22 protein-coding genes and 1 pseudogene are annotated in these 22712 nt (G+C 63.4%); 10 read left to right on the forward strand and 13 right to left on the reverse strand.

The window, feature by feature from the left end:
* Window position 1 precedes the first annotated feature (1 nt).
* Both ACTGJ9_RS10935 and ACTGJ9_RS10940 read left to right on the forward strand, forming a co-directional pair.
* A complete protein-coding gene (locus ACTGJ9_RS10935; RefSeq protein WP_456677068.1) occupies window positions 2-505 on the forward strand; it encodes an SRPBCC domain-containing protein in 504 nt (167 codons plus the stop codon).
* 111 nt (window positions 506-616) lie between these two features.
* Entirely contained in the window at window positions 617-1429 is an 813-nt protein-coding gene (locus ACTGJ9_RS10940) for an SDR family NAD(P)-dependent oxidoreductase (RefSeq protein WP_456677069.1), read from the forward strand.
* Window positions 1430-1921: 492 nt separating this feature from the next.
* Here ACTGJ9_RS10940 and ACTGJ9_RS10945 read toward each other — a convergent pair whose 3' ends face one another.
* Both ACTGJ9_RS10945 and ACTGJ9_RS10950 read right to left on the reverse strand, forming a co-directional pair.
* A complete protein-coding gene (locus tag ACTGJ9_RS10945; RefSeq protein WP_456677070.1) occupies window positions 1922-2575 on the reverse strand; it encodes an AEC family transporter in 654 nt (217 codons plus the stop codon).
* Window positions 2539-2865 carry an AEC family transporter gene (locus tag ACTGJ9_RS10950; RefSeq protein ID WP_456677071.1) on the reverse strand — a complete coding sequence of 109 codons (327 nt, stop codon included), beginning with the start codon at window positions 2863-2865 and terminating at the stop codon, window positions 2539-2541. The genes ACTGJ9_RS10945 and ACTGJ9_RS10950 overlap by 37 nt, the downstream gene beginning before the upstream one ends.
* Window positions 2866-3319: 454 nt before the next feature.
* Between ACTGJ9_RS10950 and ACTGJ9_RS10955 the strand changes: the two genes are divergently transcribed.
* On the forward strand, window positions 3320-3661 hold the full coding sequence (locus ACTGJ9_RS10955; RefSeq protein ID WP_456677072.1) for a hypothetical protein: 342 nt from the start codon (window positions 3320-3322) through the stop codon (window positions 3659-3661).
* Window positions 3662-4040: 379 nt separating this feature from the next.
* Complete coding sequence (locus tag ACTGJ9_RS10960; RefSeq protein WP_456678497.1) at window positions 4041-4718, forward strand: AAA family ATPase; 678 nt, start codon at window positions 4041-4043, stop codon at window positions 4716-4718.
* A gap of 75 nt (window positions 4719-4793) precedes the next feature.
* Here ACTGJ9_RS10960 and ACTGJ9_RS10965 read toward each other — a convergent pair whose 3' ends face one another.
* The 5 genes from ACTGJ9_RS10965 to trxB all read right to left on the reverse strand — a co-directional run bounded on the left by ACTGJ9_RS10965 (window position 4794) and on the right by trxB (window position 8653).
* A complete protein-coding gene (locus tag ACTGJ9_RS10965; protein ID WP_456677073.1) occupies window positions 4794-4940 on the reverse strand; it encodes a hypothetical protein in 147 nt (48 codons plus the stop codon).
* A gap of 132 nt (window positions 4941-5072) precedes the next feature.
* The gene (locus ACTGJ9_RS10970) at window positions 5073-5294 is read right to left on the reverse strand and encodes a hypothetical protein (RefSeq protein ID WP_456677074.1); all 222 of its coding nucleotides are present in this window, start codon (window positions 5292-5294) and stop codon (window positions 5073-5075) included.
* A 108-nt stretch (window positions 5295-5402) separates the two neighbouring features.
* Complete coding sequence (locus ACTGJ9_RS10975) at window positions 5403-6311, reverse strand: 4-hydroxy-tetrahydrodipicolinate synthase family protein (protein WP_456677075.1); 909 nt, start codon at window positions 6309-6311, stop codon at window positions 5403-5405.
* Window positions 6312-6758: 447 nt separating this feature from the next.
* Complete coding sequence (locus ACTGJ9_RS10980) at window positions 6759-7682, reverse strand: LysR family transcriptional regulator (RefSeq protein WP_027534296.1); 924 nt, start codon at window positions 7680-7682, stop codon at window positions 6759-6761.
* A gap of 5 nt (window positions 7683-7687) precedes the next feature.
* Window positions 7688-8653: a thioredoxin-disulfide reductase gene (gene trxB, locus ACTGJ9_RS10985; RefSeq protein WP_456677076.1), complete on the reverse strand. Its 966-nt coding sequence runs from the start codon at window positions 8651-8653 to the stop codon at window positions 7688-7690.
* A gap of 267 nt (window positions 8654-8920) precedes the next feature.
* Here trxB and ACTGJ9_RS10990 point away from each other — a divergent pair, with 267 nt between their 5' ends.
* Window positions 8921-9400, forward strand: a complete 480-nt coding sequence (locus ACTGJ9_RS10990; RefSeq protein WP_027534298.1) for an Lrp/AsnC family transcriptional regulator — start codon at window positions 8921-8923, stop codon at window positions 9398-9400.
* Between the two features lie 114 nt (window positions 9401-9514).
* Here the strand turns inward: ACTGJ9_RS10990 and greA are convergent, their stop codons facing one another.
* The 3 genes from greA to ACTGJ9_RS11005 form a co-directional block, all read right to left on the reverse strand.
* Window positions 9515-9988: a transcription elongation factor GreA gene (gene greA / locus ACTGJ9_RS10995; protein ID WP_027534300.1), complete on the reverse strand. Its 474-nt coding sequence runs from the start codon at window positions 9986-9988 to the stop codon at window positions 9515-9517.
* Window positions 9989-10199: 211 nt separating this feature from the next.
* Complete coding sequence (carB, locus tag ACTGJ9_RS11000; RefSeq protein WP_456677077.1) at window positions 10200-13664, reverse strand: carbamoyl-phosphate synthase large subunit; 3465 nt, start codon at window positions 13662-13664, stop codon at window positions 10200-10202.
* A gap of 143 nt (window positions 13665-13807) precedes the next feature.
* Window positions 13808-14977 carry an MFS transporter gene (locus ACTGJ9_RS11005; protein ID WP_456677078.1) on the reverse strand — a complete coding sequence of 390 codons (1170 nt, stop codon included), beginning with the start codon at window positions 14975-14977 and terminating at the stop codon, window positions 13808-13810.
* 112 nt (window positions 14978-15089) lie between these two features.
* Here ACTGJ9_RS11005 and ACTGJ9_RS11010 point away from each other — a divergent pair, with 112 nt between their 5' ends.
* Window positions 15090-15461: an ArsR/SmtB family transcription factor gene (locus ACTGJ9_RS11010; protein WP_456677079.1), complete on the forward strand. Its 372-nt coding sequence runs from the start codon at window positions 15090-15092 to the stop codon at window positions 15459-15461.
* A 264-nt stretch (window positions 15462-15725) separates the two neighbouring features.
* Here the strand turns inward: ACTGJ9_RS11010 and ACTGJ9_RS11015 are convergent, their stop codons facing one another.
* Entirely contained in the window at window positions 15726-16427 is a 702-nt protein-coding gene (locus ACTGJ9_RS11015; RefSeq protein WP_456677080.1) for a class I SAM-dependent methyltransferase, read from the reverse strand.
* 104 nt (window positions 16428-16531) lie between these two features.
* Here ACTGJ9_RS11015 and ACTGJ9_RS11020 point away from each other — a divergent pair, with 104 nt between their 5' ends.
* Window positions 16532-17056 carry a Dps family protein gene (locus ACTGJ9_RS11020; protein WP_456677081.1) on the forward strand — a complete coding sequence of 175 codons (525 nt, stop codon included), beginning with the start codon at window positions 16532-16534 and terminating at the stop codon, window positions 17054-17056.
* A 119-nt stretch (window positions 17057-17175) separates the two neighbouring features.
* On the opposite strand, the gene ACTGJ9_RS11025 is transcribed toward ACTGJ9_RS11020, so the two are convergent.
* Complete coding sequence (locus ACTGJ9_RS11025) at window positions 17176-17697, reverse strand: cupin domain-containing protein (RefSeq protein WP_456677082.1); 522 nt, start codon at window positions 17695-17697, stop codon at window positions 17176-17178.
* A 209-nt stretch (window positions 17698-17906) separates the two neighbouring features.
* Complete coding sequence (gene carA, locus ACTGJ9_RS11030) at window positions 17907-19097, reverse strand: glutamine-hydrolyzing carbamoyl-phosphate synthase small subunit (protein ID WP_456677083.1); 1191 nt, start codon at window positions 19095-19097, stop codon at window positions 17907-17909.
* Window positions 19098-19322: 225 nt separating this feature from the next.
* On the opposite strand from carA, the gene ACTGJ9_RS11035 reads away from it, so the two are divergent.
* The 3 genes and pseudogenes from ACTGJ9_RS11035 to ACTGJ9_RS11045 all read left to right on the forward strand — a co-directional run bounded on the left by ACTGJ9_RS11035 (window position 19323) and on the right by ACTGJ9_RS11045 (window position 22653).
* Complete coding sequence (locus tag ACTGJ9_RS11035) at window positions 19323-19778, forward strand: GatB/YqeY domain-containing protein (protein WP_456677084.1); 456 nt, start codon at window positions 19323-19325, stop codon at window positions 19776-19778.
* Window positions 19779-19901: 123 nt separating this feature from the next.
* Window positions 19902-21041, forward strand: a complete 1140-nt coding sequence (locus ACTGJ9_RS11040) for an epoxide hydrolase family protein (RefSeq protein WP_456677085.1) — start codon at window positions 19902-19904, stop codon at window positions 21039-21041.
* A 3-nt stretch (window positions 21042-21044) separates the two neighbouring features.
* Window positions 21045-22653 (forward strand): annotated as a pseudogene (locus tag ACTGJ9_RS11045) (acyl-CoA synthetase).
* The last annotated feature ends 59 nt before the right edge of the window (window positions 22654-22712 follow it).

Below are 22712 nucleotides of genomic sequence, written 5' to 3' on the forward strand. Positions count from 1 at the left end.
GATGTACGACCATGTGATTTGGCCCGAGCGATATGATCCGAAAACGTCGGCTATCTACGCACTCAACGACATTGACGTGAAGGCGCCGCCTGAAGTGGTCTGGAAGCTGCTCGTCGACGCCGAGAATTGGTCGAGCTATTTTCCCGCCGAAGATCAGGTCAGGATACTGACCGGCGAGGCGGAGCTGGCGCTTGAAACCAGATACAGGCGGGTGACGGTTGGCTTTCCGATGAGTCTGGTCGTGACGGAGTGCGAACCCTTCCGCAGACTGGCATGGGCGACAACAGTCGAGGGCGACGCCACTGGATCGAGCGCGTACCACGGCTGGGTCATCACTCCTACTGTCGATGGCTGCCATGTGCTGACCGAAGAAACGCAGCAGGGCCCTTGGTTCCTTGAGGAACTCGGGCGCAAGCATCCCGGTGCACTCTACCGCTATCACCAGGAATGGGTCGAAAGCCTCGCCCGCGCGGCGGAGGCTGAAGTCGCGAACAAGGCGGCTTGACGTGCTGGTCCCGAAGTCTCGCCGCGTTGCCTGCGCCGCGATGCTTTCGACCGAACAGTGCTGGGCCCGCCCTCGTCCGATGATCACCACCTGCCATTGGAGATGAATGACATGAAAATTGAACTCAGGGGCCGCAAGGCGATTGTCACCGGATCCACCGCCGGTATCGGCCGCACGACGGCGGAGGGGCTGGTCCGTGCCGGCGCATCGATCGTCGTCAACGGCCGTGGGAATACCCGGGTCGAGGAGGCGGTGCGGCAGATGCGGCAGGCCATTCCCGGAAGCGACATCTCGGGCATCGCCGCCGATCTTGCGACAGCGGAGGGTGCCGAGGCCCTAATCGCGCAGGCGCCGGACGCCGATATCCTTGTGAACAACGTTGGTACGGCTCATATCCGGGGCTACACTGGCGTCGCGGACATCGCGAAGATCCCTGACGAAGACTGGCTCGGTCTCTTCCAGTTGAACGTAATGAGTGGCGTGCGCGTGACCCGTCATTACCTGCCGCGGATGGTGGCGAAAGGCTGGGGCCGTGTCGTGTTTGTAAGTAGCGAGTCCGCGGTCAACATCCCCAAGGAAATGCTCGACTACGGCATGACCAAGACCGCTCAACTCGCGATCTCGCGCGGGCTTGCCGAGGCGGTCGCGGGTACGGGCGTCACCGTCAACGCCGTCCTGCCGGGACCCACTCGCTCTGAGATCCTGGGCGACTTCATGGCGAAGCAGGCCGAAGCACACGGAATCACGCAGGAGGAAGCCGAGCAGGGCTTCCTGAAGGCGATGCGTCCGACCACCCTCATCCAACGCTTCGCGACCACCGATGAGGTGGCCAACATGATCATCTACGCATGCTCGGAGCAGGCTTCGGCGACAACCGGCGCGGCTTTGCGGGTGGATGGCGGCGTGGTCCGTTTCGTCGCATAGCTGCCGGATTACGCGGCGGGGATTACGGGATTACGGTGACGGTGCACAAAACCCCCGATCCTGCAGAGTGTGTGCGATCAAGCGCCGGCCAACGCTAATTTTGTGCATCGTCGCCGCAAGTCCGATAGCCGAAATCCGCTCGGCTACAGGCGCGCGCCAACAGTGACGCGATCCAGCGAGCACCTGAGGCAGCGCTGCATTGTCAGTGATCGCTAAGGACCTGGACAAGCTCCACTTCGAGCTTTAGGCCGGGCGATTGTTTTGCGAACCCCGTGCAGGACGTGGATGAATCGTCGACGGAGCGGCCTGACACGACGACTTCGATCTCATCCAGCCCAAAGACGCCGGGTTGCCCCGGCACACGCGTCGGGCAGAAAGACTGGCTTTGAAGTGCTCGCGCTGCTGTGTCCGCCAGAACAAAATGGCGATCGATTGTTCTGCGGCATAAACAATCTCAGGACAAACGGACATTCGCTGCGCGGCTCTCCCGCGCTACCTCATCCCCGCCACCACCATTACCACCACTGGCAACGTCACCGCCGCCAGCACCGTCCCCAGCGCCACAGCGCCCGACACCGGGTTCACCAGCCGCTGATACTGGACCGCAAAGATATAGGCGTTCGCGCCGGTCGGCATCGCCGCGAACAGCACGACGACGCCTGTCACGATCGGCGGCAGGTTCAACAGTTTTGCGAGAGCGAATGCGATCGCCGGCATCGCCAGCAGCTTGAGTGCGCTCATCGCGGCGACGCTTCCCATCTCGCCCTTCACCTCGAAGCGGAACAGGTTGATGCCGAGCGCGATCAGCGCGGCCGGCGAGCCCGCCTGGGCGAGCAGCTCGATCGTCTTGTCGACCACGGGGTTGAGGCCGAGGCCGGTGAAGCGCCAGACGACGCCGAAACCGATCCCCAGCATCAGCGGATTGCGCGCGAGATCGGCCAGCACGGGCCGGATCACCGCGAGCGGCGAGCCGGCGCGCTTGCGGCTGACAAGCTCCATCTGCAAGATGCCGCAGAGCCAGAGCAGCGGCGTGTTCACCGACAGGATCAGCGACATCGGGCCCGCGGCCTCGTTGCCGAGCGCCGAGAGCACCAGCGGAATGCCGAGCATCACGATGTTGCCGTAGACCGAGCCGATCGCGAACACGACGCCGTCCTCGCGGTCCTTGCGCCCTCGCGCAGCAGGACCGAGATCAGGAGCGCCGCCATCCAGGTGAGGGCGAGCGCGCCGTAATAGGCGCCCCACATCCGCCACGGGCTGACGTCTGGGAATTCCGAGACGACGATGGTGCGAAACAGCAGCGCAGGGATCGCGATGCTGAAGGCGAATTCGGAGATGCCCTTGTGCGCGCCCTCGGAGACGAAGCGAAACAGCACCGACGCATAGCCGGCCGCGATCAGCGCAAACACCGGCGCGACGATCAACACGGTGGCCATGCGGTCCTCCCCCTCACGGGGAGATTAGGCCGACCACCCCACGCAGCTCTCGATCCTGCCATCATGCCGGTGTTTTGCCCGACGTGTCAAAGGAAATTCGTAAAATCCGCAAGACGCAAAAACCGGCGAGGCGGCCGAGGGCCCTCGCTACTGTGCATGGGGTTGTTTTGCGGTTTTGGGGCTGGGGCTGCCCCGGCACACGACTGTCATCCCCCGCGAAGGCGGGGGATCCAGTACGCCGCGGCACCTCAGGGAACGTCAAACGTCTCGGAATACTGGATCGCCCGGTCCTGATGCGCAATTGCGCATGAGGCCGGGCGATGACAGTGGAGAAGATGGCCGGCAGTTCTCCCTGTTGCCGAGAGCGCACAGCGCCTGGCTTTCGCATCGCCCCTCGTTGCCAACGAACGCCCGTTCACCCAGTATCTCCCTGACTCGACATTTTGGGGGATCGATGCCCGCATCTCGCTTCAGGACATCCTCGGCTGCTGCAGCATTCGCCCTCGCGCTCGGTGTTCTCGCCCTGCCGGGCACGGGCTTCGCCTACACGCCCGAGCAGCAGCAGGCCTGCACGCCGGATGCGATGAGCCTGTGCGGCGAGTTCGTTCCGGACGTCGACGCCATCACCGCCTGCATGATCCGGAAGAAGGCGCAGCTGTCGCCGCAATGCGCGGCATTCTTCCGCCGCGGGCCGGAGCCGGAGGAGGTTCGCGCCGGTCAGCCTGCCAACATCAAGCCGGTCGTGGCGAAGAAGAGCAAGCCAAAGGCCAGGAAGAAAAAGACCGACGACGACTAGCCGTCCGCGTTCCCCTGAAACCCCCGTCACGCCCCTCGCGTCGAAATGACCCACGGCGCATCAGCCTCGCGACAGCCTCCGGACTCGTTTTGTTCGCGGCGCGAGCCTGCAGCGATCGCGATCAGGTGCGAGGGAGAAAGCCGCGTGAGGGTTTGCGCGGTGAGGTTGAACTCAATTTTTCCCGCCTGATCGCCTGGAAAACACGCGATTGCCGATGTGAACAGCGATTCATAGCGCCCGTCACGCGCAGCAGTGTGACTCAAAAGCCAACACGTCTTGTTATTTCGTGGCAGCGACGCAACTCCCGATAAATTTTTCTTTCACGAATCAGCGCGGTGATTCATTTTCGCGGCCTGGGGTCAATCTGGAGGCCAGAGGTATGAACGTTATTGTTTTTGCATCGCGTAAAGGCGGCTCGGGCAAGAGTACCCTGGCCGCACATCTCGCTGCGCAGATCAAGCAGAGCAAGCAGGTGATGCTTGTGGACGCGGATCCGCAAGGCTCGCTCACGCTGTGGCACAAGCTGCGTGGCACCAACGAGCCGCCGATCAAGGCGGCCGTGAACTCGGTCAGCGGCATCGTCTCCGCTGCCAGGCGCGACGGTTATGAGTGGGTGCTGATCGACACGCCGCCGAATCTCTCGGCCGTGGTCGACGACGCGATCAAGAACGCGACGATGGTGGTCATTCCGGCACGTCCCGGCGTGTTCGACGTCAACGCGGTGCAGGAAACCATTCAGATGTGCCGCGCGGCGCGCAAGCCGTACGCGGTCGTTCTCAACGGTGCTCCGGCGCGTCGCGACGAATCGGAAAGCCCGATCGTCACCATCGCCCGCGAGGCGCTGGCCAAGTTCCGCGCGCCGGTGTGGGGCGGTCAGATCACCAATCGTTCGGATTTGTTGATGGCACTCAGCCACGGCGAAGGCGCGCGTGAGTATCAGGCCGAGAGTCGTGCAGCTCAGGAAATTGCAAGGCTGTGGGCGGCAATCGAGCGTTCAGTCAAAGCCATTCGCGGCACGGCGTCGGCGTCCGGCGCAATGCACAAGCAAGCAGCATAATTTCATCAATCATTTCCCCGGACGACAAACGCGCGGCGCTCCGCGCGTTTTGCGTTTCTGGGATTGATCATGACGTTACGCGATCATCAGCATGTAGAATATGATGACCGGCGAGAGCGTCAGGATGACGGACCAGATGCCGACGGCCCAGATGATGTCTTCGGTGGAAAAGCCCTGTTGTCCGGCGTCGTAATGCGACGCCGCATCATTCTGATTGTTCAAGATCGCCCCCGCGATTTCTTCGCTTATGGGCCGGACGATACGCAGGATGTTTTAAGATTCCGGCTCGCAGCAGCGCTCGCATTTTGAGCGCATTTGTGATCCCGGCTTAACCATGCAAGCGGTCTCTCGTCATTAGGCGAGCCAGACACGAAACAGCAGCACCGGCATCAGGCCGAGCAACACGGCCCAGAAACCGAACGACGAAACCATCAGGATTCCCTGCAAAAGATCGGCAGGTGCGAAGATTTCCGCCGCGGTCGGGCGAACGCGTTGCCCCATGGTCATTCCCCCTGTTTGAAGACTTTGCAGGGAAACGATAAGCGCCATTGCGTAAACGAGGCGTGGATGCGCCATGCGGCAGCTGCGAAGGAAGTTGGTGCGCGGTTAACCACGGGCGGTGCTCTCCCACTCCCTCTCCCCGTTCTCAAGGGGAGAGGGCTGTCGCCGCAAAAGGGTAAGGAGCTACGCCGCGACTTTCATCCGCCGCTCGATCTCGCGATCGAGTTCGGCGGCGAGTTCGCTGCTCACCTCCACCATCGGCAGACGCACCTCGGGGCTGTCGATCAGGCCGCATCGCCACAGCCAGTACTTCGCCGGCGCCGGGCTCGGTTCAGCGAACAGCAGCCGCGTCAGCTCCGCGACCTCACGCCAGCGCGCTTCTGCCGCATCCCGGCTGCCGCGCTTCAGCTCGGCATAGACGGCGGCGAAGGTTGCGGTCTCGAGATGAGCTGACAGCAAAATGCCGCCATCGGCGCCGTCGCCGAGCGCCTCGAAATAGTTCGCGTCCTCGCCGGTGAGCACGCGAAAGTCCCTCGGCCTGTCGCGCAGCAGTGCGACCGACTGCTCGCGGCTCGCACCGCAATCCTTCAGTCCGATGATGTTCGGATGCTCGGCGAGCCGCAGCAGGGTCTGGTCGGTGATGCCGACGGCGCAGCGATAGGGAATGTTGTAGAGCGCGAGCGGCCAGGCGGCGTGATCGGCCAGCGCCTCGAAATGCGCGAGGATGCCGCGCTGCGACGGCCGCACGTAATAGGGACTTGCGATCAGATAGAAGTCGATCGCCCAGTCCGCGGTTTCATCCAGCCGCTCCTTCATCCGCGAGGTGTCCGCGCCTGACAGCCCGAGGCCGATCGGCACGCTGCGGCGGCCGGCGGCCATTTCGTCGCGCACGATGGCTGTGAGGTGTTCGAGCTCGGCCTCGCGCAGCGTCATGCCTTCGCCCGAGGTCGCCCCCAGGATGAAGCCGTCGATCGCCTGCGTGCAGTAGTGCCGCGTCAGCCGCCGCAGCGATATCTCGTCGAGGCGGCCGTCGCGAAACGGCGTCACCAGCGGCAGCCAGAGCCCATGCATATGGCTTCGCAAGTCGGTCATGTTGTTATCTCCTTCTCGGGAAAAACCTGAGACGGAGGGCACATGAAAAAATCCCGTCCAGGTGGCGGGGTTTTCGGGATTTGGCTCGCGACGACGAAGTCAGCCTAGCGCGCGCAAAAATCCGAGGTCCCCGACTGGGGGCCTTTTTTCGAGACGATTGCGCACGACTTCGTGATCATTTGGAAATGATGCGGGGTACACCCAAAACTGTCAATACACGCGGAGGGCGAAAGCCGAATTGGGCAGAAAAAAAGCCGGACCCGAAGGCCCGGCTTAGGTATTGGCCACGTGAGGCCGACACAATCACCTTCCAAGAGGGATTACTGAACTCCCGCGCCACTGGAGGAGGGGGACAAATGCGCAACGCGAAGGCTCAGCGTCGAAACATTATGGGCTCGACCCGCGCCATGCAGCAACCGTCCAAGCCGCATGTCAGACATGCGGAAATCAGGAAGGCCAACGCTGCGCCTTGCTGACCACGAAGTCGCGGAACACCTGCACGCGCGCGACCGTCTTCAGCTCTTCCGGATAGACGAAATACGTATCGAGCTGGATCGAATCCGATTCGCCGAACAGTTGTACGAGGCGGCTCTGTTCTTCGATCAGATAATCCGGCAGCGCCGCGATGCCGAGGCCCTGCTGACAGGCGCGCACCAGGCCGAGGATGTTGTTGACCCTGAAATAGGCCTCGCGCGGACCCGAGCCGTTGCGCCCGGCTTCGACAAGCCAGTTGCGGTTCTGCAAGTGCGGCGCGAAGTTGCCGTCCGACAGCGTGATGATGCGATGGGAGTCGAGCTCCTCCAGCGTGCGCGGCGTGCCGAAGCGCTTGATGTAGTCCGGCGAGCAATAGGCGTGGAAGCCCATCGCGAAAAGCTTGCGCTGGATGAGATCCGGCTGCGTCGGCTTGCGGGTGCGGATCGCAACGTCGGCCTCGCGCATCGAAAGATCCAGCTCCTCGTCGGTGACGATCAGCGAGATCCGGATCTCCGGGTAGAGCGCGGTGAATTCACCGAGCCGCGGGATCAGCCAGTTGATGCCGACGCCGGGCGTGGTGGTGATCTTGAGATCGCCGCTCGGCCGCTCGCGGCTGTCGGTCAGTTTCGCGCGCGCCGCCTGCAGCTGCATGAACACGTCATGCGCGGTGCGGAACAGCAGGTCGCCCTGCTCGGTGAGGATCAGGCCGCGGGCGTGGCGGTGGAACAGCGAGACCGAGAGCTCCTGCTCCAGAGCCGAGACCTGGCGTGAGACCGCCGATTGCGACAGGCCGAGCTGCTCTCCCGCATGCGTGAAGCTTCCCGCTTCCGCCGCCGCGTGAAACACCTTCAGCTTGTCCCAATCCATATCCGTAAATCCGTCGCGTGTTCGAGGCATGATCGTTATTCCGCTGCCGCGCGCTCGCTGGCGCGCAGGGCCAAGAAACGTTCGGCCTCGAGGGCTGCCATGCAGCCGAGGCCGGCGGCCGTCACGGCCTGGCGATAGGTTTCGTCGGCAACGTCGCCGGCGGCGAACAGGCCGGGCACGGAGGTTGCGGTCGAGTTCGGGGCGACCTCGACATAACCCGACGGTTTCAGCTTGATCTGGTCTTTCACGAGCTCCGTCGCCGGCGCGTGGCCGATGGCAATGAAGACGCCGTCGGTCTTCAGCTCGGTGAGCGCGCCAGTCCTAACGTTCTTCAGGCGAACATGGGTGACCTGGTTCGGTTTTTCGGTGCCGCAGATCTCGTCGACGGCGGAGTCCCAGACCACCTTGATCTTCGGGTGCTTGAACAGGCGTTCCTGCAGGATGCGCTCGGCGCGAAAGTGATCGCGGCGATGCACGATGGTGACGCGCGAGGCATGGTTGGTCAGATACAGGGCCTCCTCGACCGCGGTATTGCCGCCGCCGACCACCACGACGTCCTTGTTGCGGTAGAAGAAGCCGTCGCAGGTGGCGCAGGCCGACACACCGCCGCCCTGGAATTTCGCCTCGGAGGGCAACCCGAGCCAGTGCGCTTGCGCGCCGGTGGCGAGGATCACGGTTTCGGCGAGATAGACGTCTCCCGAGTCGCAGGTCAGGCGGAACGGCCGGTGCGCAGTCTCGAGCTTGGTGACCAGGTCGGTGACGACCTTGGTGCCGACGTGGACCGCCTGCTTCTCCATCTGTTCCATCAGCCAGGGCCCTTGGATCACGTCGGCGAAGCCCGGATAGTTCTCGACATCGGTGGTGATGGTGAGCTGACCGCCGGCCTGCATGCCCTGGATCAGGATCGGCTCAAGCATCGCGCGCGCGGCGTAGATCGCCGCGGTGTAGCCGGCGGGGCCGGAGCCAATGATGACGACCTTTGCATGAACAGGAGCGGACATATTTGCGGACGCCTTTCACGGGGGATCTGCAGCGCGGGCGCGGAACGTGCCGGGAGGCCTCGCGGAGGCGCTGAAATATCAGAGCTAATCTAAGCCTTCTGGTGAGCTATGCAAGAATTGCATTCCCAATCGGCGGTTTTTTCCAACAAGGAACAAAAGTGAGATCGGATGAACGCGCAATAAAATTGCGCTAACGCGCGCGACTGAGCTATGAGGATGCAATCAGACCCACCCGATGCCGCCATAAAGGCCAGGAGTTCCAATCACGTGTCGCGGAACCTAGACGAGATCGACCTCAAAATTCTCGCCGAGATCCAGGCCGACGGTCGAATCACCAATGTCGAGCTCGCCAAACGGGTCGGTATTTCGCCTCCGCCCTGTCTGCGCCGGGTCCGGGCGCTGGAGGAGGAGGGTTATATCCATGGCTACCGCGGGCTGCTGGATGCGCGAAAGCTCGGCTTCGACGTCACGGTGTTCGCCGCGGTGCACCTCTCCAGCCAAGCAGAAGCCGATCTGCGCGCTTTCGAGGAATTCGTGCGCGCCGAGCCGCTGGTGCGGGAGTGCTGGATGCTGTCGGGCGAGGTCGATTTCATCCTGAAATGCGTCGCGCCCGACATGGCGACCTTCCAGGACTTTGTGACGCACCTGACCGCCGCGCCCCACGTGCGAAACGTGCGGACCTCGCTGGTGCTGCATAATTCGAAATATGAGGCGGCGGTGCCGCTGGACGTGAAGGGAAGAAGGTAGCGCTTGCCCTCGCGCGAGCGTAGCCAAGCAATCCAAGCAGCAATACGGCGAAACAAAAAGGCCGCGCAAATCGCGCGGCCTTTTCGAAAACTCAATGCGCGCAGCGGCAGATCCTTACCGCCACTCTACTTTGGTGATCTCATACGCCTTGGCGCCGCCGGGGGCGTTGACCTCGACGGTCGAGCCCTTCTTCTTGCCAATCAGCGCGCGCGCCAGCGGCGAGGTGATGGAGATGCGGCCCTTCTTCGCGTCGGCCTCGACCTCGCCGACGATCTGCCACACCGCCTTCTTCTCGGTATCCTCGTCGACCAGCGTCACCGTGGCGCCGAACTTGATGGTGTCGCCGGAGAGTTTTGAGATATCGATGATGTCGGCGCGCGCGAGCTTGTCCTCGAGCTCGGCGATGCGGCCCTCATTGTGAGACTGCTCTTCCTTCGCGGCATGGTATTCGGCGTTCTCGGACAGGTCGCCGTGCGAACGCGCCTCAGCGATATGCTCGATGATGCGCGGACGGTCCTCGGACTGGCGCTTCTTCAATTCTTCCCCGAGCGCGGCAAAGCCGCCCGCAGTCATCGGAACCTTTTCCATCTCTTCTCTCGTCCTTCGGCCTCGCGCCCCGCAAGAACGGCGGGCGCGACAACCTTGATTCGTCGGTATTCCCGGGGCTGAAAACGCCGCCGCCGGAACGTTATGTGGGTCTGGCGCCGGAACAGAACAACCACATGGCCGGACAGTTCCTCCGGCCATTGTGGCTTCATCGCCAATCACTTAGCGAGAGGCTTGGCCCTTTCGCTCGCGATCAGGTTTCCGAAAAGTAGCTCTGCAGGGTACGAACCTCAAGGTCCCCACCCAGATAGGCGCGGATGCCCTGCGCGGCCGCCACGGCCCCGGAAAGAGTGGTGTAATACGGCACTTTATGCAAGAGGGCCGCGCGCCGCAGCGAGCGGCTGTCGGCAAGCGCCTGCGGGCCTTCGGTGGTGTTGAAGACCAGCTGGACATCGCCGTTGGTGATGGCGTCGACGATGTGCGGCCGCCCCTCCAGCACCTTGTTCACCTTTTCGGTCGGGATGCCCTCATCGGTCAGGAAGCGTGCCGTTCCCGATGTCGCCAGCACCTTGAAGCCGAGCGAATGCAATTCGCGAACGGCCTCTGCGATGCGCGTCTTGTCGCTCTCGCGCACCGAAACGAACACCGTACCCTTGCGCGGCACCCGTGTGCCGCCGCCGAGCTGGCTTTTGGCGAATGCCACCGCGAAGGAGCGGTCGATGCCCATGACCTCGCCGGTCGAGCGCATCTCGGGACCGAGCACCGTGTCGACACCCGGGAAGCGGGCGAACGGAAACACCGATTCCTTCACGCCGACATGCTTGAAGTCGGCCTTCTTCAGCTTGAAATCGGCGAGCTTCTCGCCGGCCATGATGCGCGCGGCGATCTTCGCGACCGGCGTGCCGACCACCTTGGCCACGAACGGCACCGTGCGGGACGCACGCGGATTGACCTCGAGCACATAGATCTCGCCGTCCTTGATCGCGTATTGGACATTCATCAGGCCGACGACGTCGAGGCCGAGCGCGAGCTCTCGCGTCTGCCGCTCCAGTTCCTCGATCATCCTGGCGTCGAGCGAGTGCGGCGGCAGCGAGCAGGCAGAGTCGCCGGAATGGATGCCGGCTTCCTCGATGTGCTCCATGATGCCCACGATAAAGGTATCCTTGCCGTCGCAGAGGCAGTCGACGTCGATCTCGGTGGCATCGGACAGATAGCGGTCGAACAACAGCGGGTTTTTGCCGAGCACGGTGTTGATCTGCCCGGTCTTGTCGTTCGGATAGCGCGCCTTGACGTCGGCCGGCACCAGCTCCGGCAGCGTGCCGAGCAGGTAGTCGCTGAGCTGGTTCTCCTCGCGGATGATCTGCATCGCGCGGCCGCCGAGCACATAGGACGGGCGCACCACCAGCGGCAGGCCGAGATCTGCCGCAACGAGGCGGGCCTGCTCGACCGAATAGGCGATGCCGTTCTTGGGCTGCTTCAGCCGCAGCTTGTCGAGCACGCGCTTGAAGCGGTCGCGGTCCTCGGCAAGATCGATGGCGTCGGGCGAGGTGCCGAGGATCGGCACTTCAGCGGCTTCCAGCGCCCGTGCGAGCTTGAGCGGGGTCTGGCCGCCGAACTGCACGATCACGCCGTGCAGCGTGCCGTTGCTGCGCTCCTTCGCGATGATCTCCAGCACGTCCTCGGCGGTGAGCGGCTCGAAATAGAGCCGGTCCGCGGTGTCGTAGTCCGTCGATACCGTTTCCGGGTTGCAGTTGACCATGATGGATTCGTAGCCGGCGTCATGCAGCGCGAAGCAGGCGTGACAGCAGCAATAGTCGAACTCGATGCCCTGGCCGATGCGGTTCGGGCCGCCGCCGAGGATGATGACCTTCTTCTTGTCCGACGGCGTGCTCTCGTCGGCAACGCTGCCTGCAAACGGCGACTCGTAGGTCGAGTACATGTAGGCGGTGGGCGAGGCGAATTCGGCCGCGCACGTGTCGATGCGCTTGTAGACCGGACGGACTGCGAGTGCGTGACGCTTCGCCGTGACCTCGGCCTCCGTCGTCTCGGCGAGCACCGCAAGACGCGCATCCGAAAAACCCATGGCCTTGAGTGTGCGCATGCCGAAGGCATTGCCGGGCAGGCCGTGCTTCCTGACCTTCTGCTCCATGTCGACGATGCCGCGCATCTCGCCGAGGAACCACGGATCGATCTTGCAGGAGTTGAAGATCTCCTCGTTCGACCAGCCGAGCCGCATGGCCTGCGCAACCTGGAGAATGCGGTTCGGCGTCGGCGTGCCGAGCGCGGCGCGGATCGCATTCTTGTCGTCGTCGCGACCGAGACCTTCGATTTCGATCTCGTCGAGGCCGGTCAACCCGGTCTCGAGCCCGCGCAGCGCCTTCTGCAGGCTCTCCTGGAAGGTGCGGCCGATCGCCATGACCTCGCCGACCGATTTCATCGAGGTCGTCAGCGTGGAGGAGGCGCCGGGGAATTTCTCGAAGGCGAAACGCGGAATCTTGGTCACCACGTAATCGATCGTCGGCTCGAACGACGCCGGTGTAGCGCCGCCGGTGATGTCGTTGGCGATTTCATCGAGCGTGTAGCCGATCGCGAGCTTGGCCGCGACTTTGGCGATCGGGAAGCCGGTGGCCTTGGAAGCCAGCGCCGACGACCGCGATACGCGCGGATTCATCTCGATCACGACCATGCGGCCGTCCTCGGGATTGACGCCGAACTGCACGTTGGAGCCGCCGGTCTCGACGCCGATCTCGCGCAGCACCGCCAGCGAGGCGTCGCGCATGATCTGGTATTCCTTGTCCGTCAGCGTCAGCGCCGGAGCGACCGTGATGGAGTCGCCGGTGTGCACGCCCATCGGATCGAAATTCTCGATCGAGCAGACGATGATGCAATTGTCCTTCTTGTCGCGCACCACCTCCATCTCGAACTCTTTCCAGCCGAGGACGGATTCCTCGATCAGGACTTCGTTGGTGGGGGACGCGTCAAGGCCGCGCTCGATGATGTCGAGGAACTCCTCCTTGTTGTAGGCGATGCCGCCGCCGGTGCCGCCCATCGTGAAGGAGGGGCGGATGATCGCGGGCAGGCCGATCTCGGACAGCGCCATCATGGCCTGGCCGAAAGCATATTCCTGGTAGCGCTTGCGGCGGTCGCCTTCACCGAGGGTCCATTGGCGGTCGAGCTCTTCGAGCGCCGCGCCCGACAGCTTCTCGCGTTCGGCGTGGTACTTGTCGCGGAACGACTTCTTCAACTCGGACGCGTTGGCGAGGCGCGACTTCGGCGTCTCGAGCCCGATCTTGGTCATGGCCTCGCGGAACAGCTGGCGATCCTCGGCCTTGTCGATGGCATCAGCCGTCGCGCCGATCATCTCGACGTCGAACTTGTCCAGCGTGCCCTGCCGGCGCAGCGATAGCGCGCAGTTCAGCGCGGTCTGCCCGCCCATGGTGGGCAGCAGCGCGAAACCGCCCGGGATGACGTGACGCTCCTTCTCGATGATTTTTGCGACGATCTCGGGCGTGATCGGCTCGATATAGGTCGCATCCGCCAATTCCGGATCGGTCATGATCGTGGCCGGATTGGAATTGACGAGAACGATGCGATAGCCCTCTTCCTTCAGCGTCTTCACCGCCTGCGTGCCCGAATAATCGAACTCGCAGGCTTGGCCGATCACGATGGGACCGGCGCCGATGATCAGGATGGTCGAGATGTCGGTTCGTTTAGGCATCACCGCTCGCGGGCTGGAATTCGGGCACAAAAAAAGGGCGCGCTTGCCGCGCGTCCCCTTGTGCGAGAGCGCGGGGTCTCCCCTCGCGCGCGGGTGGGTCTTAGACCAGTTTTCGGGGCGGCGAAACCCCGAAAAATGCCCCGTCAACCGGCAATTTTGGCGGGTTTCGGTCGCGCCTGCCAGCCGCGGGCGAGGTGCAGCAGAAGGGCGGTTGTGACACTCGCACCGCCGACCCAGCCGAGGTCGGACGGGCTCCACGCCGCAAGCACGGCGCCGCCCAATGCTCCCCCGATCGCAAAGCCGAGATACATCGCCGAGGCATTGATGGAGAGCGCGACCATCGAAGCCTGCGGGTCGATCCGGATAATGCTGGCGATCTGGGCCGGATAGAACGCCCAGCCCGAAACGCCCTGGAGGAATATCGGACCCATGATCGCATAGTGCGCCTGCCCGGGGAGGAATTTCAGCACCAGCGAATGCAGGAAAAGCGCGCTGGCCATACCGGTCAGTCCGAGCGCCGCGGTGACGACGGTGCCGAGCCGGTCGGCCAGGAGACCGCCGAGTATGTTGCCGATCGCCGCCGCCGCGCCGAACACCAGGAGGGCGAGGCTGATGTGCATGGCGTCGAAGCCCAAAGCACGAAGCGGGACGGCAAAATAGGTGAACATGGTGAAGCCGCCGAGCGCCCATAAGACCGTGATGAGGAGCGCGATCAGGACGTTGCCGTGACGTGCCACGGCCAGCCGCTCGGCGAGCGAAGCTGTGCTTTTGGGAAGGCCTCGGGGAAGCCCAAAGAGGAGCCCGGCCAGCGCGATCGCGCCCAGCATTGCGACCATGGCGAACGTCGCCCGCCAGCCGAACAGGCTGCCGACGAGGTTACCGAGGGGGACACCGACGACGGTTGCGATCGTCATTCCCGACGTGACCAGCGCCACCGCCCGGCCGCGCCGGTCCGGCGAGGCGACGGCGACCGAGACGGCAAGCGCCGTCGGCATGCACAGTCCTGCGCCGACCGCCATCAACATGCGCGAGGCCAGCAGCAGCGCGTAGCCCGAAGCCATCACCGCGAACAGGTTTCCGGCGATGAAGGTCGACAGCGCCAGCGCCAGCACGGTGCGGCGGTCGATGTTGTTCAATGTCACCGCCAGGATCGGCGAGCCGACGACATAAGTAAGGGCGTAGGCGGTCACCAATTGACCGGCGGCCGAGACCGAAATCGAGAGGTCGTTGGCGATCGTCGGCAAAAGACCCGCAATAACAAAGCTTTCGGTGCCAATCGCGAACGCCGCCAAGGCCAGCCAGAATACGCCCATTGCAAACAACCCTATGTTCAATGTTTATTGAACTATCGAATACGACGGATTTGAAGTCAATTGGTTCAAGAACTATTGAACATTATAGCCGCACCGCTATGATTCCGACGTCATGAGCCGCACGCCTCCCCACCCCACCCGTGAGCAGATCGAGCTGCCCCTAGTTCTGGATTGCCTGAGCGATCCGATCCGGTTGGCGATCGTATATCAGCTCGCCCAGCAGGAACCTGTCAGCAGCGAGCTTTGCTGCGGCGACTTCAACGGCCTCTCCGGCAAGTCGAACCTCACCTATCACTTCGCAAAGCTGCGCGATTGCGGGCTGATGCAGACGCGCGTGGCGGGCACCAACCGCTTCATGCGGCTGCGCCGCGAGGATCTCGAAGCCCGCTTCCCCGGCCTGCTCGACGCCGTACTCAACTCGGCGGCCAAGGACGCAGACAGGCTTCAGCTTGTTGCGGAGTGTGACGTGGTCGAGGCGGATTGAGGTTTTGGGCGGGCAGTCCGTCTACGCTTTCGCTGCGCTTCAGCTACGCCGGACACGCTTCGCCCCTGCGGGCCTTGCGTGGCTGCGCCACGCGTAGCCCCGAAAGGGGCGAAGCGTGGAGACCCGGCCTGGATTTGAACCAGGATGAAGAGCGATGCACTGCTCTCGCGTAGACGCTTCCGCCACCGGGCCGCGGCGATCATTGCCGATCGAGGTACGACAAGCCACCTCAGGTGGTCGTTATGCTTAACGCACCCGGGAAGCTTAGCGAACCAAAGGCGGCCGCGCGATAAAGGTCATGCGCCAGCGGTTGTGGCCGATATTGGTCTCGGCACGCTGGCTCGCGAAGCCCGCCGCCTTCAGCTTGGCCATGATCTCGTCCTCGCTGTAGCGCTTGAGCCCGATGCGCGCGCGCAGATGACGATAATCTGACAGCGCGGTGCTGACCAACCCGATCAGCGCGTCCTTCAGGAAGCCGTGACGCAGACCGAAGGACAGCAGCGCCGCCACGTCTCGTACCATGCCGACATGCGGCTGGAGGATATCGCCGAGCACCAGCTTGCCGGACGGTTTCAGGATGCGCCTGACATTGAGGAGCGCGGCATCGAGCTCCTCCGCCGTCATGTATTGCGCGACCGAGTTCATCACCACCAGGTCGATAGATTGGTCCTGCATCTTGCGGACGTCGTCGAGCGAGCGGACGCGGATCTTCGTGTTCGGCGCAAACCGCGCGATCAGCCGGCCGCGGACGCCGGGCGCGGGCTCGGCCAGGATCAGCTGGCCGCACGCAGCCGCCACCTGGGTCGCCGACAGCGCCTCGCCGCAGGCATAGTCCAGCACGGTCGCCTCGGGCGAGGTGATGTAGCCGATTATGTCCCGCGCGATGATCTGGAAGTGCAAATCGCGATGCAGCTTGCTGACATAGATCGTATGCGTCGAGTCGTAATAATCGATCCAATCGTCCATGATATCCCGCCCAGCGGTTCCTGGTCAGGAACCGCGCTGCCCGCCTTGCGTTAGGGGTGCGACGGCGCGCCGTCAATGTCTGCGTCCTAACAGGAAGGTTTCCCGTGAGCAAAGCCCCCAGCAAGGTTTCTCCCGACCTCGACACCCCCACCGATCTGTCGTCCCAGGCGGTCAATAAGGTCTCGGAGGCGCTCAACGTGCTTCTGGCCGACGCCTTCGCGCTCTATCTCAAGACCAAGAATTTCCACTGGCACATCAGCGGCCGGCACTTCCGCGACTATCATCTGCTGCTCGACGAGCAGTCGGATCAGATTTTTGCCACCACGGACCAACTCGCCGAGCGCGTCCGCAAGATCGGCGGCGCCACGGTGAAGTCGATCGGCCAGATCTCAAAGCTCCAGACCATCAAGGACAACAACGAGGATTACGTCCCGCCGCGCGAAATGCTCCGCGAGTTGATGCAGGACAACAAGCATGTCGCCGCGGCGATGCGCAAAGCGCACGAGGTCTGCGATGACGCTGGCGACGTCGCCAGCGCCAGCATCCTCGAGAACTTCATCGACGAGACCGAGCGCCGCACCTGGTTCCTGTTCGAAGCCACCCGCCAGGAAGGCGGCAACAAATCATAACGGCCGGGCTGCCGTAGGGTGGCAAAGGCGCTCTTGCGCGCCGTGCCCACCATCTATCCGTGTGGCATAAATTGGTTGGTGGGCACGCTTCGCTTTGCCCACCCTACCCACGCTTGTCGCTAACGCCACAGCCGCATCAGCGCGCCATGCTTGCCGGTCACCGGATCGGCCGGCGGCCGCGCAACGTTTGGAATCGTCTTCAACGCCTTGGCGTGATTCTCGGGCGTGGCCCGCGCGATCTCCATCTTCGATCCCGGCGGATAAGCGCCGATCACACAGAAATCATCGCTCGCCTTGATGCATTGATGCCCGGTGCCGGCCGGGAGGATCGCGACGTCGCCGGCCTTGATCTCAAGCTCCTGCCCGTGATCGCCACCGAAGCGGACGCGGGCATGGCCACGCGCCACGCCGAGCACCTCATGCACGGTCGCGTGGTAGTGCAGGTAATCGTAGACGCCGTTGCGCCACGTGCCGCCCCAATTGTTGGATTCGAACAGGTCTTCGATGGTCTCCTCCGGGTGCTCCGGATCGAGCTTCACCGCGCCCTGGTAGACCAGGAACGGGAGGATGTTGTTCGGCACCAGCCCGTCATCCTCGAACACGATGGCGAGCGGTTCGGCAGAGTCGCGGACGGCGGACATGACGGGGCTCCGGAAGAAAACCGTACACCCCTTAACCGACGTTGCCCGGATTGCGTTCCTCTCCTGTCCCGGACGCGATGCAGCGCCAAGCGGTGCGTCGCAGAGCCGGGACCCGGAGTGCCGAGGCTATGGGCCCCGGTTCAGCAGCGCATCACGCCGCGAACAGCGGCGTGGTGCGCCGCGCCGGGGCACGAGAGCCGCAGCTGAGCTTACGCGCTCTTTTTCTGCCGCATCAGATCGGCAAAGCGCTGGAAGAGGTAGTGCGAGTCGCGCGGACCCGGCGACGCCTCGGGATGGTACTGCACCGAGAACACCGGCTTGCCGTCGAGCTGGATGCCGCAATTGGATCCGTCGAACAGCGAGATGTGGGTCTGCGTTGCGCCCTTTGGCAGCGTGTTCTCGTCCACGGCGAAACCGTGGTTCATCGAGGTGATCTCGACCTTGCCGGTGGTCTCGTCCTTCACGGGATGATTGGCGCCGTGATGGCCCTGATGCATCTTCTTGGTCTTCGCGCCGACCGCCAGGCCCAGCATCTGGTGGCCGAGGCAGATTCCGAAGGTCGGCGTGCCCGACTTGATGACGTCCTGGATCACAGGCACGGCGTATTTGCCGGTCGCGGCCGGATCACCCGGACCATTCGACAGGAATACGCCGTCCGGCTTCATCGCCAGAATGTCTTCAGATGATGTCGTTGCCGGCACCACCGTCACCTTGCAGCCGACGCCGGCGAGCAGGCGCAAAATGTTGCGTTTGATGCCGTAGTCGATGGCGACGACGTTGAACTCTGGTTTGTCCTGCCGCCCAAAACCCTTGTCCCACAGCCAGGGCGTCTCGTCCCAGGTGAAGCGCTGGCCGGAGGTGACCATCGGCACGAGGTCCATGCCCTCGAGCCCGGGCCATTCGCGCGCTTCTTCCTTCAGCCCATGCAAATCGAACTCGCCGTTCCTTGCGTGTGCGATCACGGCGTTAGGCATGCCCTTGCTGCGGATCAGCGCAGTCAACGCGCGGGTGTCGATGCCGGAAAGGCCGATGATGCCGCGCGCCTTCAGCCACTGGTCGAGATGCTTGGTGGCGCGGTAATTCGAGGGGTCTGTGATCGCGGTGCGGAGGATCACGCCGCGCGCGCCGGGCGTCGCGGCCATGTTCACCGTCTCGATGTCTTCCTCATTGGTACCGACGTTGCCGATATGCGGGAAGGTGAAGGTGATGAGCTGGCCGGCATAGGAGGGATCGGTGAGGATCTCTTCATAGCCGGTCATCGCGGTGTTGAAGCAGACTTCACCGACGGCGTGGCCTTCGGCGCCGAGACCAAAGCCCTCGAGCACCGTGCCGTCGGCGAGCACGAGGAGCGCGGTCGGTTTGTGGTCCGGCCAGGCGGTATCGTTTTCATGTTGTGTCATGAGCCCGCTTCATAAGCCCCCGGCGCGCGCCCGTCAAAGCGCGAAACGGCGGATTCACATGCGTTTTTGCATATTTGACAGGTCTCCTCAGGCACTCTAAGCTGGAACGGGTAATTTTTGCGCAGTTTCGACAGCCGGTTCGGAAACAATGAACCGCGGGCCCGGTATGGCCTCTTTCCCGCAAACGGCTTAGATCAGGCGCAACGGATTAAAGGGATCACGGCCATGCTGCGCGACGACATCAACAATGCGGTCAAGGAGGCCATGAAGGCCAAGAACGAGCGCAAGCTGTCCACGCTGCGCATGGTCAACTCGACCATCAAGAACGCCGATATCGAGGCGCGCGGCAGCGGCAAGCCGCCGCTGTCGGATGCCGACCTGCTCGGCGTCCTCCAGAAGATGATCAAGCAGCGCCAGGAATCGGTCGAGCTCTACGACAAGGGCGGCCGCGCCGAGCTCGCCGCGCAGGAGCGCGAGGAGATCGCGGTGATCTCGGCCTACTTGCCGAAGCAGATGTCGGACGACGAGGTGAAGAAGGCGATCGCGGACGCCATCACTGAAACCGGAGCCGCCGGCATGAAGGACATGGGCAAGGTGATCGCGACGTTGCGGGCGAAGTACGCCGGGCAAATGGATTTTGGTAAGGCCAGCGGTCTGGTGAAGGCGGCGCTGACGGGCTGAGGCCGTCATTCCGGGGCGCGCGTAAGCGCGAGCCCGGAATCCATCGGGCCGCCGATTCCGTTGATCAATGGATTCCGGGCTCGCGCCAAGAGGCGCGCCCCCGAATGACAAGGGAGGCAACCGATGACCGCCGCGATCAAACCGTTCCGCATCGCGATCAGTGACGACATCCTCGCTGACCTCAAATCACGCCTCGCACGCACGCGCTGGCCGGAGGCGGAGCTGGTCGATGACTGGAGCCAGGGCGCGCCGTTGCATTGGATCCAGGAGATCTGCTCCTACTGGGCGAACGGTTATGATTGGCGAGCGCGTGAGGCAAAGCTCAACCGGTTCGCGCAGTTCACCACCGAGATCGACGGGCTCGACATCCACTTTTTGCATGTGCGCTCGAAGGAGCCGTCGGCGCTGCCGCTGATCATCACGCATGGCTGGCCGGGCTCGATCGTCGAATTTCAGAAGGTGATCGCGCCACTCGTCGATCCGGTCGCGCATGGCGGCAACGCCGCCGATGCCTTCCATGTCGTCTGTCCGTCGCTGCCCGGCTTCGGCTTCTCGGCGAAACCAACAACAACCGGCTGGGGCGTCGACCGCATCGCGGCGACCTGGGCGAAGTTGATGGACCGGCTGGGTTACGCGCGTTACGGCGCGCAAGGCGGCGACTGGGGCTCGGCGGTTACGACCTCGCTCGGTGGGCAGGACGCGGAGCATTGCGCGGGCATCCACATCACGCTCGCCTTCAATGCGGCGCCGAAGGTCGACGGCGAGCCGACGGCGGAAGAGAAGCGTGCGCTTGCGGGGCTCAAGCACTACGTCGATCTCGACTCCGGCTACTCCAAGCAGCAATCGACCCGACCGCAGACGCTCGGCTATGGCCTGACGGACTCGCCGAGCGGGCAGGCGGCCTGGATCCTGGAAAAATTCTGGGCCTGGACTGATAGCAACGGCCACCCGGAAAACATTCTTGACAAGGACGAGCTGCTCGACAACGTCATGCTCTATTGGACGACGGAGACGGCGACGTCGTCCGCACGGCTCTATTGGGAGAGTTTTGGCAAGCGCCGCACGACGCCCAAAGTGATCGTGCCGACCGGTGTTGCGGTGTTTCCCAAGGAGATCATCACGCCGGTGCGGCGCTGGATGGAGCCGAATTTCCACAACATCACGCATTGGAGCGAGATGGAGAGGGGCGGGCACTTTGCCGCATTCGAGCAGCCGGAGCTGTTCGTGCGCGACGTCAGAAAATTCTTTGCGACGGTGCGCTGAGTCATGCTGACCGAGGCCGCCAGCTACGACGGGCTCACCCGCAATTTCCGCTGGGATATCCCCGCGCGCTTCAACATCGCGGAGGCGTGCTGCGATCGCCATGCCGACGGCACCGGACGTCTCGCGCTGGTCTATGTCGACGAGAATGGTGCCACCAAGCGCATCTCCTTCGATGAGGTCGCCGACGCATCGCGCCGCTTCGCCAATGTGCTGAGGGCGGATGGGCTCACGCGCGGCGACCGCGTCGCAGTTTTCCTGTCGCAGTCGCTGGAGTTGCCGATCTCGCATATGGCGGCGTTTCGTTCCGGCATGATCTCGGTCCCGCTGTTTGCATTGTTCGGGGAGGATGCGCTGGAATTCCGGCTGTCGAATTCGCAGGCCAAGGCGATCGTCACCGACGAGGCGGCTGGGAGAAGCTTGCGAAGATCCGCGATCGGCTGCCGGATCTGAAAAACGTCTATGTCGTCGGTGACCGCGCGCCCGCGGGCACAAAGTCGTTCCGGGATGCAGCCAAAACCGCATCCGCCGACTTCACTCGCGTCGACACCTCCGCCGATGATCCCGCGCTGATCATCTATACCTCAGGCACCACGGGCAATCGAAGGGCGCGCTGCATGCGCACCGCGTCGTGCTCGGGCATCTGCCGAACGTCGAGATGTGTCACAACTTCCTGCCCAAACCCGGCGATCTCATGTGGACGCCGGCGGATTGGGCCTGGATCGGCGGGCTCATCAACGGCCTGTTCGCGTTCTGGTACCACGGCATTCCCCTGGTCGGTCATCGTGCCCGAAAATTCGAGCCGCAGGCGGCGATGCAGATGATGGCCGATCTCGGCGTGCGCAACGTCTTCCTGCCGCCGACCGCGCTGAAACTGATGCGACAGGCCGGCGTAAAACATCCTGGTGTCAAGCTGCGCAGCATTTTTACGGGTGGTGAATCGCTCGGGGGTGAGTTGCTCGGCTGGGTGCGCGAGACCTTTGGCGTCGATGCCCATGAGGTCTTCGGCCAGACTGAATGCAATCTCGTGATCGGCAGCAACTCGAACCTTTTTCCCATCCGCCCCGGCTCGATGGGCAAGGCGACGCCGGGTTTTGATGTCCGCATCGTCAACGACGAGGGCGAGGAGCTACCCACCGGCCAGCGCGGCATCATCGGCGTGCGTCAGCCATGTCCCGTGACCATGCTCGAATACTGGCGCAATCCCGAGGCAACGGCGAAGAAATATGCCGGCGAATTCCTGCTCACCGGCGATCTCGGCGTGCAGGATGAGGACGGCTATTTCTGGTACGTCAGCCGCGAGGACGACGTCATCACCACCGCCGGCTATCGCGTCGGCCCATCCGAGATCGAGCATACGCTGATGAAGCATCCGTCGGTGGCGATGGCCGCCGTGGTCGGCATTCCCGATCCGATCCGCACGGAATCGATCAAGGCCTGGATCGTGCTGCGCCCGGGCTTTGCTGCGGGCGATACGCTGGCGCGCGAGATCCAGCAATTCGTGAAAGTGCAACTCGCAGCGCACGAATATCCGCGCTTCGTCGAGTTCGCCGAGACCTTGCCGATGACCGCGACAGGCAAGGTGCTCCGGCGCGAGCTGCGGGCGAGAGGCTAGGGCAAATCCTATCGTGTTGCCGATAACGCGGATCGCAACCATTGGGACAAGATCCTTCT

The sequence above is a fragment of the Bradyrhizobium sp. RDM12 genome (assembly GCF_051917485.1).
In the GTDB taxonomy this organism is placed as follows: domain Bacteria; phylum Pseudomonadota; class Alphaproteobacteria; order Rhizobiales; family Xanthobacteraceae; genus Bradyrhizobium.

Excerpts from the sequence above, each read along its gene's own strand:
- ACTGJ9_RS10935 (WP_456677068.1), top strand. The coding sequence starts at position 2 with ATGTACGACCATGTGATTTGGCCCGAGCGATATGATCCGAAAACGTCG.
- ACTGJ9_RS10940 (WP_456677069.1), top strand. The coding sequence starts at position 617 with ATGAAAATTGAACTCAGGGGCCGCAAGGCGATTGTCACCGGATCCACC.
- ACTGJ9_RS10950 (WP_456677071.1), bottom strand. The coding sequence starts at position 2,865 with ATGGCCACCGTGTTGATCGTCGCGCCGGTGTTTGCGCTGATCGCGGCC.
- ACTGJ9_RS10955 (WP_456677072.1), top strand. The coding sequence starts at position 3,320 with ATGCCCGCATCTCGCTTCAGGACATCCTCGGCTGCTGCAGCATTCGCC.
- ACTGJ9_RS10960 (WP_456678497.1), top strand. The coding sequence starts at position 4,041 with ATGAACGTTATTGTTTTTGCATCGCGTAAAGGCGGCTCGGGCAAGAGT.
- ACTGJ9_RS10970 (WP_456677074.1), bottom strand. The coding sequence starts at position 5,294 with ATGGCGCATCCACGCCTCGTTTACGCAATGGCGCTTATCGTTTCCCTG.
- ACTGJ9_RS10975 (WP_456677075.1), bottom strand. The coding sequence starts at position 6,311 with ATGACCGACTTGCGAAGCCATATGCATGGGCTCTGGCTGCCGCTGGTG.
- ACTGJ9_RS10980 (WP_027534296.1), bottom strand. The coding sequence starts at position 7,682 with ATGCCTCGAACACGCGACGGATTTACGGATATGGATTGGGACAAGCTG.
- trxB (WP_456677076.1), bottom strand. The coding sequence starts at position 8,653 with ATGTCCGCTCCTGTTCATGCAAAGGTCGTCATCATTGGCTCCGGCCCC.
- greA (WP_027534300.1), bottom strand. The coding sequence starts at position 9,988 with ATGGAAAAGGTTCCGATGACTGCGGGCGGCTTTGCCGCGCTCGGGGAA.
- carB (WP_456677077.1), bottom strand. The coding sequence starts at position 13,664 with ATGCCTAAACGAACCGACATCTCGACCATCCTGATCATCGGCGCCGGT.
- ACTGJ9_RS11005 (WP_456677078.1), bottom strand. The coding sequence starts at position 14,977 with ATGGGCGTATTCTGGCTGGCCTTGGCGGCGTTCGCGATTGGCACCGAA.
- ACTGJ9_RS11010 (WP_456677079.1), top strand. The coding sequence starts at position 15,090 with ATGAGCCGCACGCCTCCCCACCCCACCCGTGAGCAGATCGAGCTGCCC.
- ACTGJ9_RS11015 (WP_456677080.1), bottom strand. The coding sequence starts at position 16,427 with ATGGACGATTGGATCGATTATTACGACTCGACGCATACGATCTATGTC.
- ACTGJ9_RS11025 (WP_456677082.1), bottom strand. The coding sequence starts at position 17,697 with ATGTCCGCCGTCCGCGACTCTGCCGAACCGCTCGCCATCGTGTTCGAG.
- carA (WP_456677083.1), bottom strand. The coding sequence starts at position 19,097 with ATGACACAACATGAAAACGATACCGCCTGGCCGGACCACAAACCGACC.
- ACTGJ9_RS11035 (WP_456677084.1), top strand. The coding sequence starts at position 19,323 with ATGCTGCGCGACGACATCAACAATGCGGTCAAGGAGGCCATGAAGGCC.
- ACTGJ9_RS11040 (WP_456677085.1), top strand. The coding sequence starts at position 19,902 with ATGACCGCCGCGATCAAACCGTTCCGCATCGCGATCAGTGACGACATC.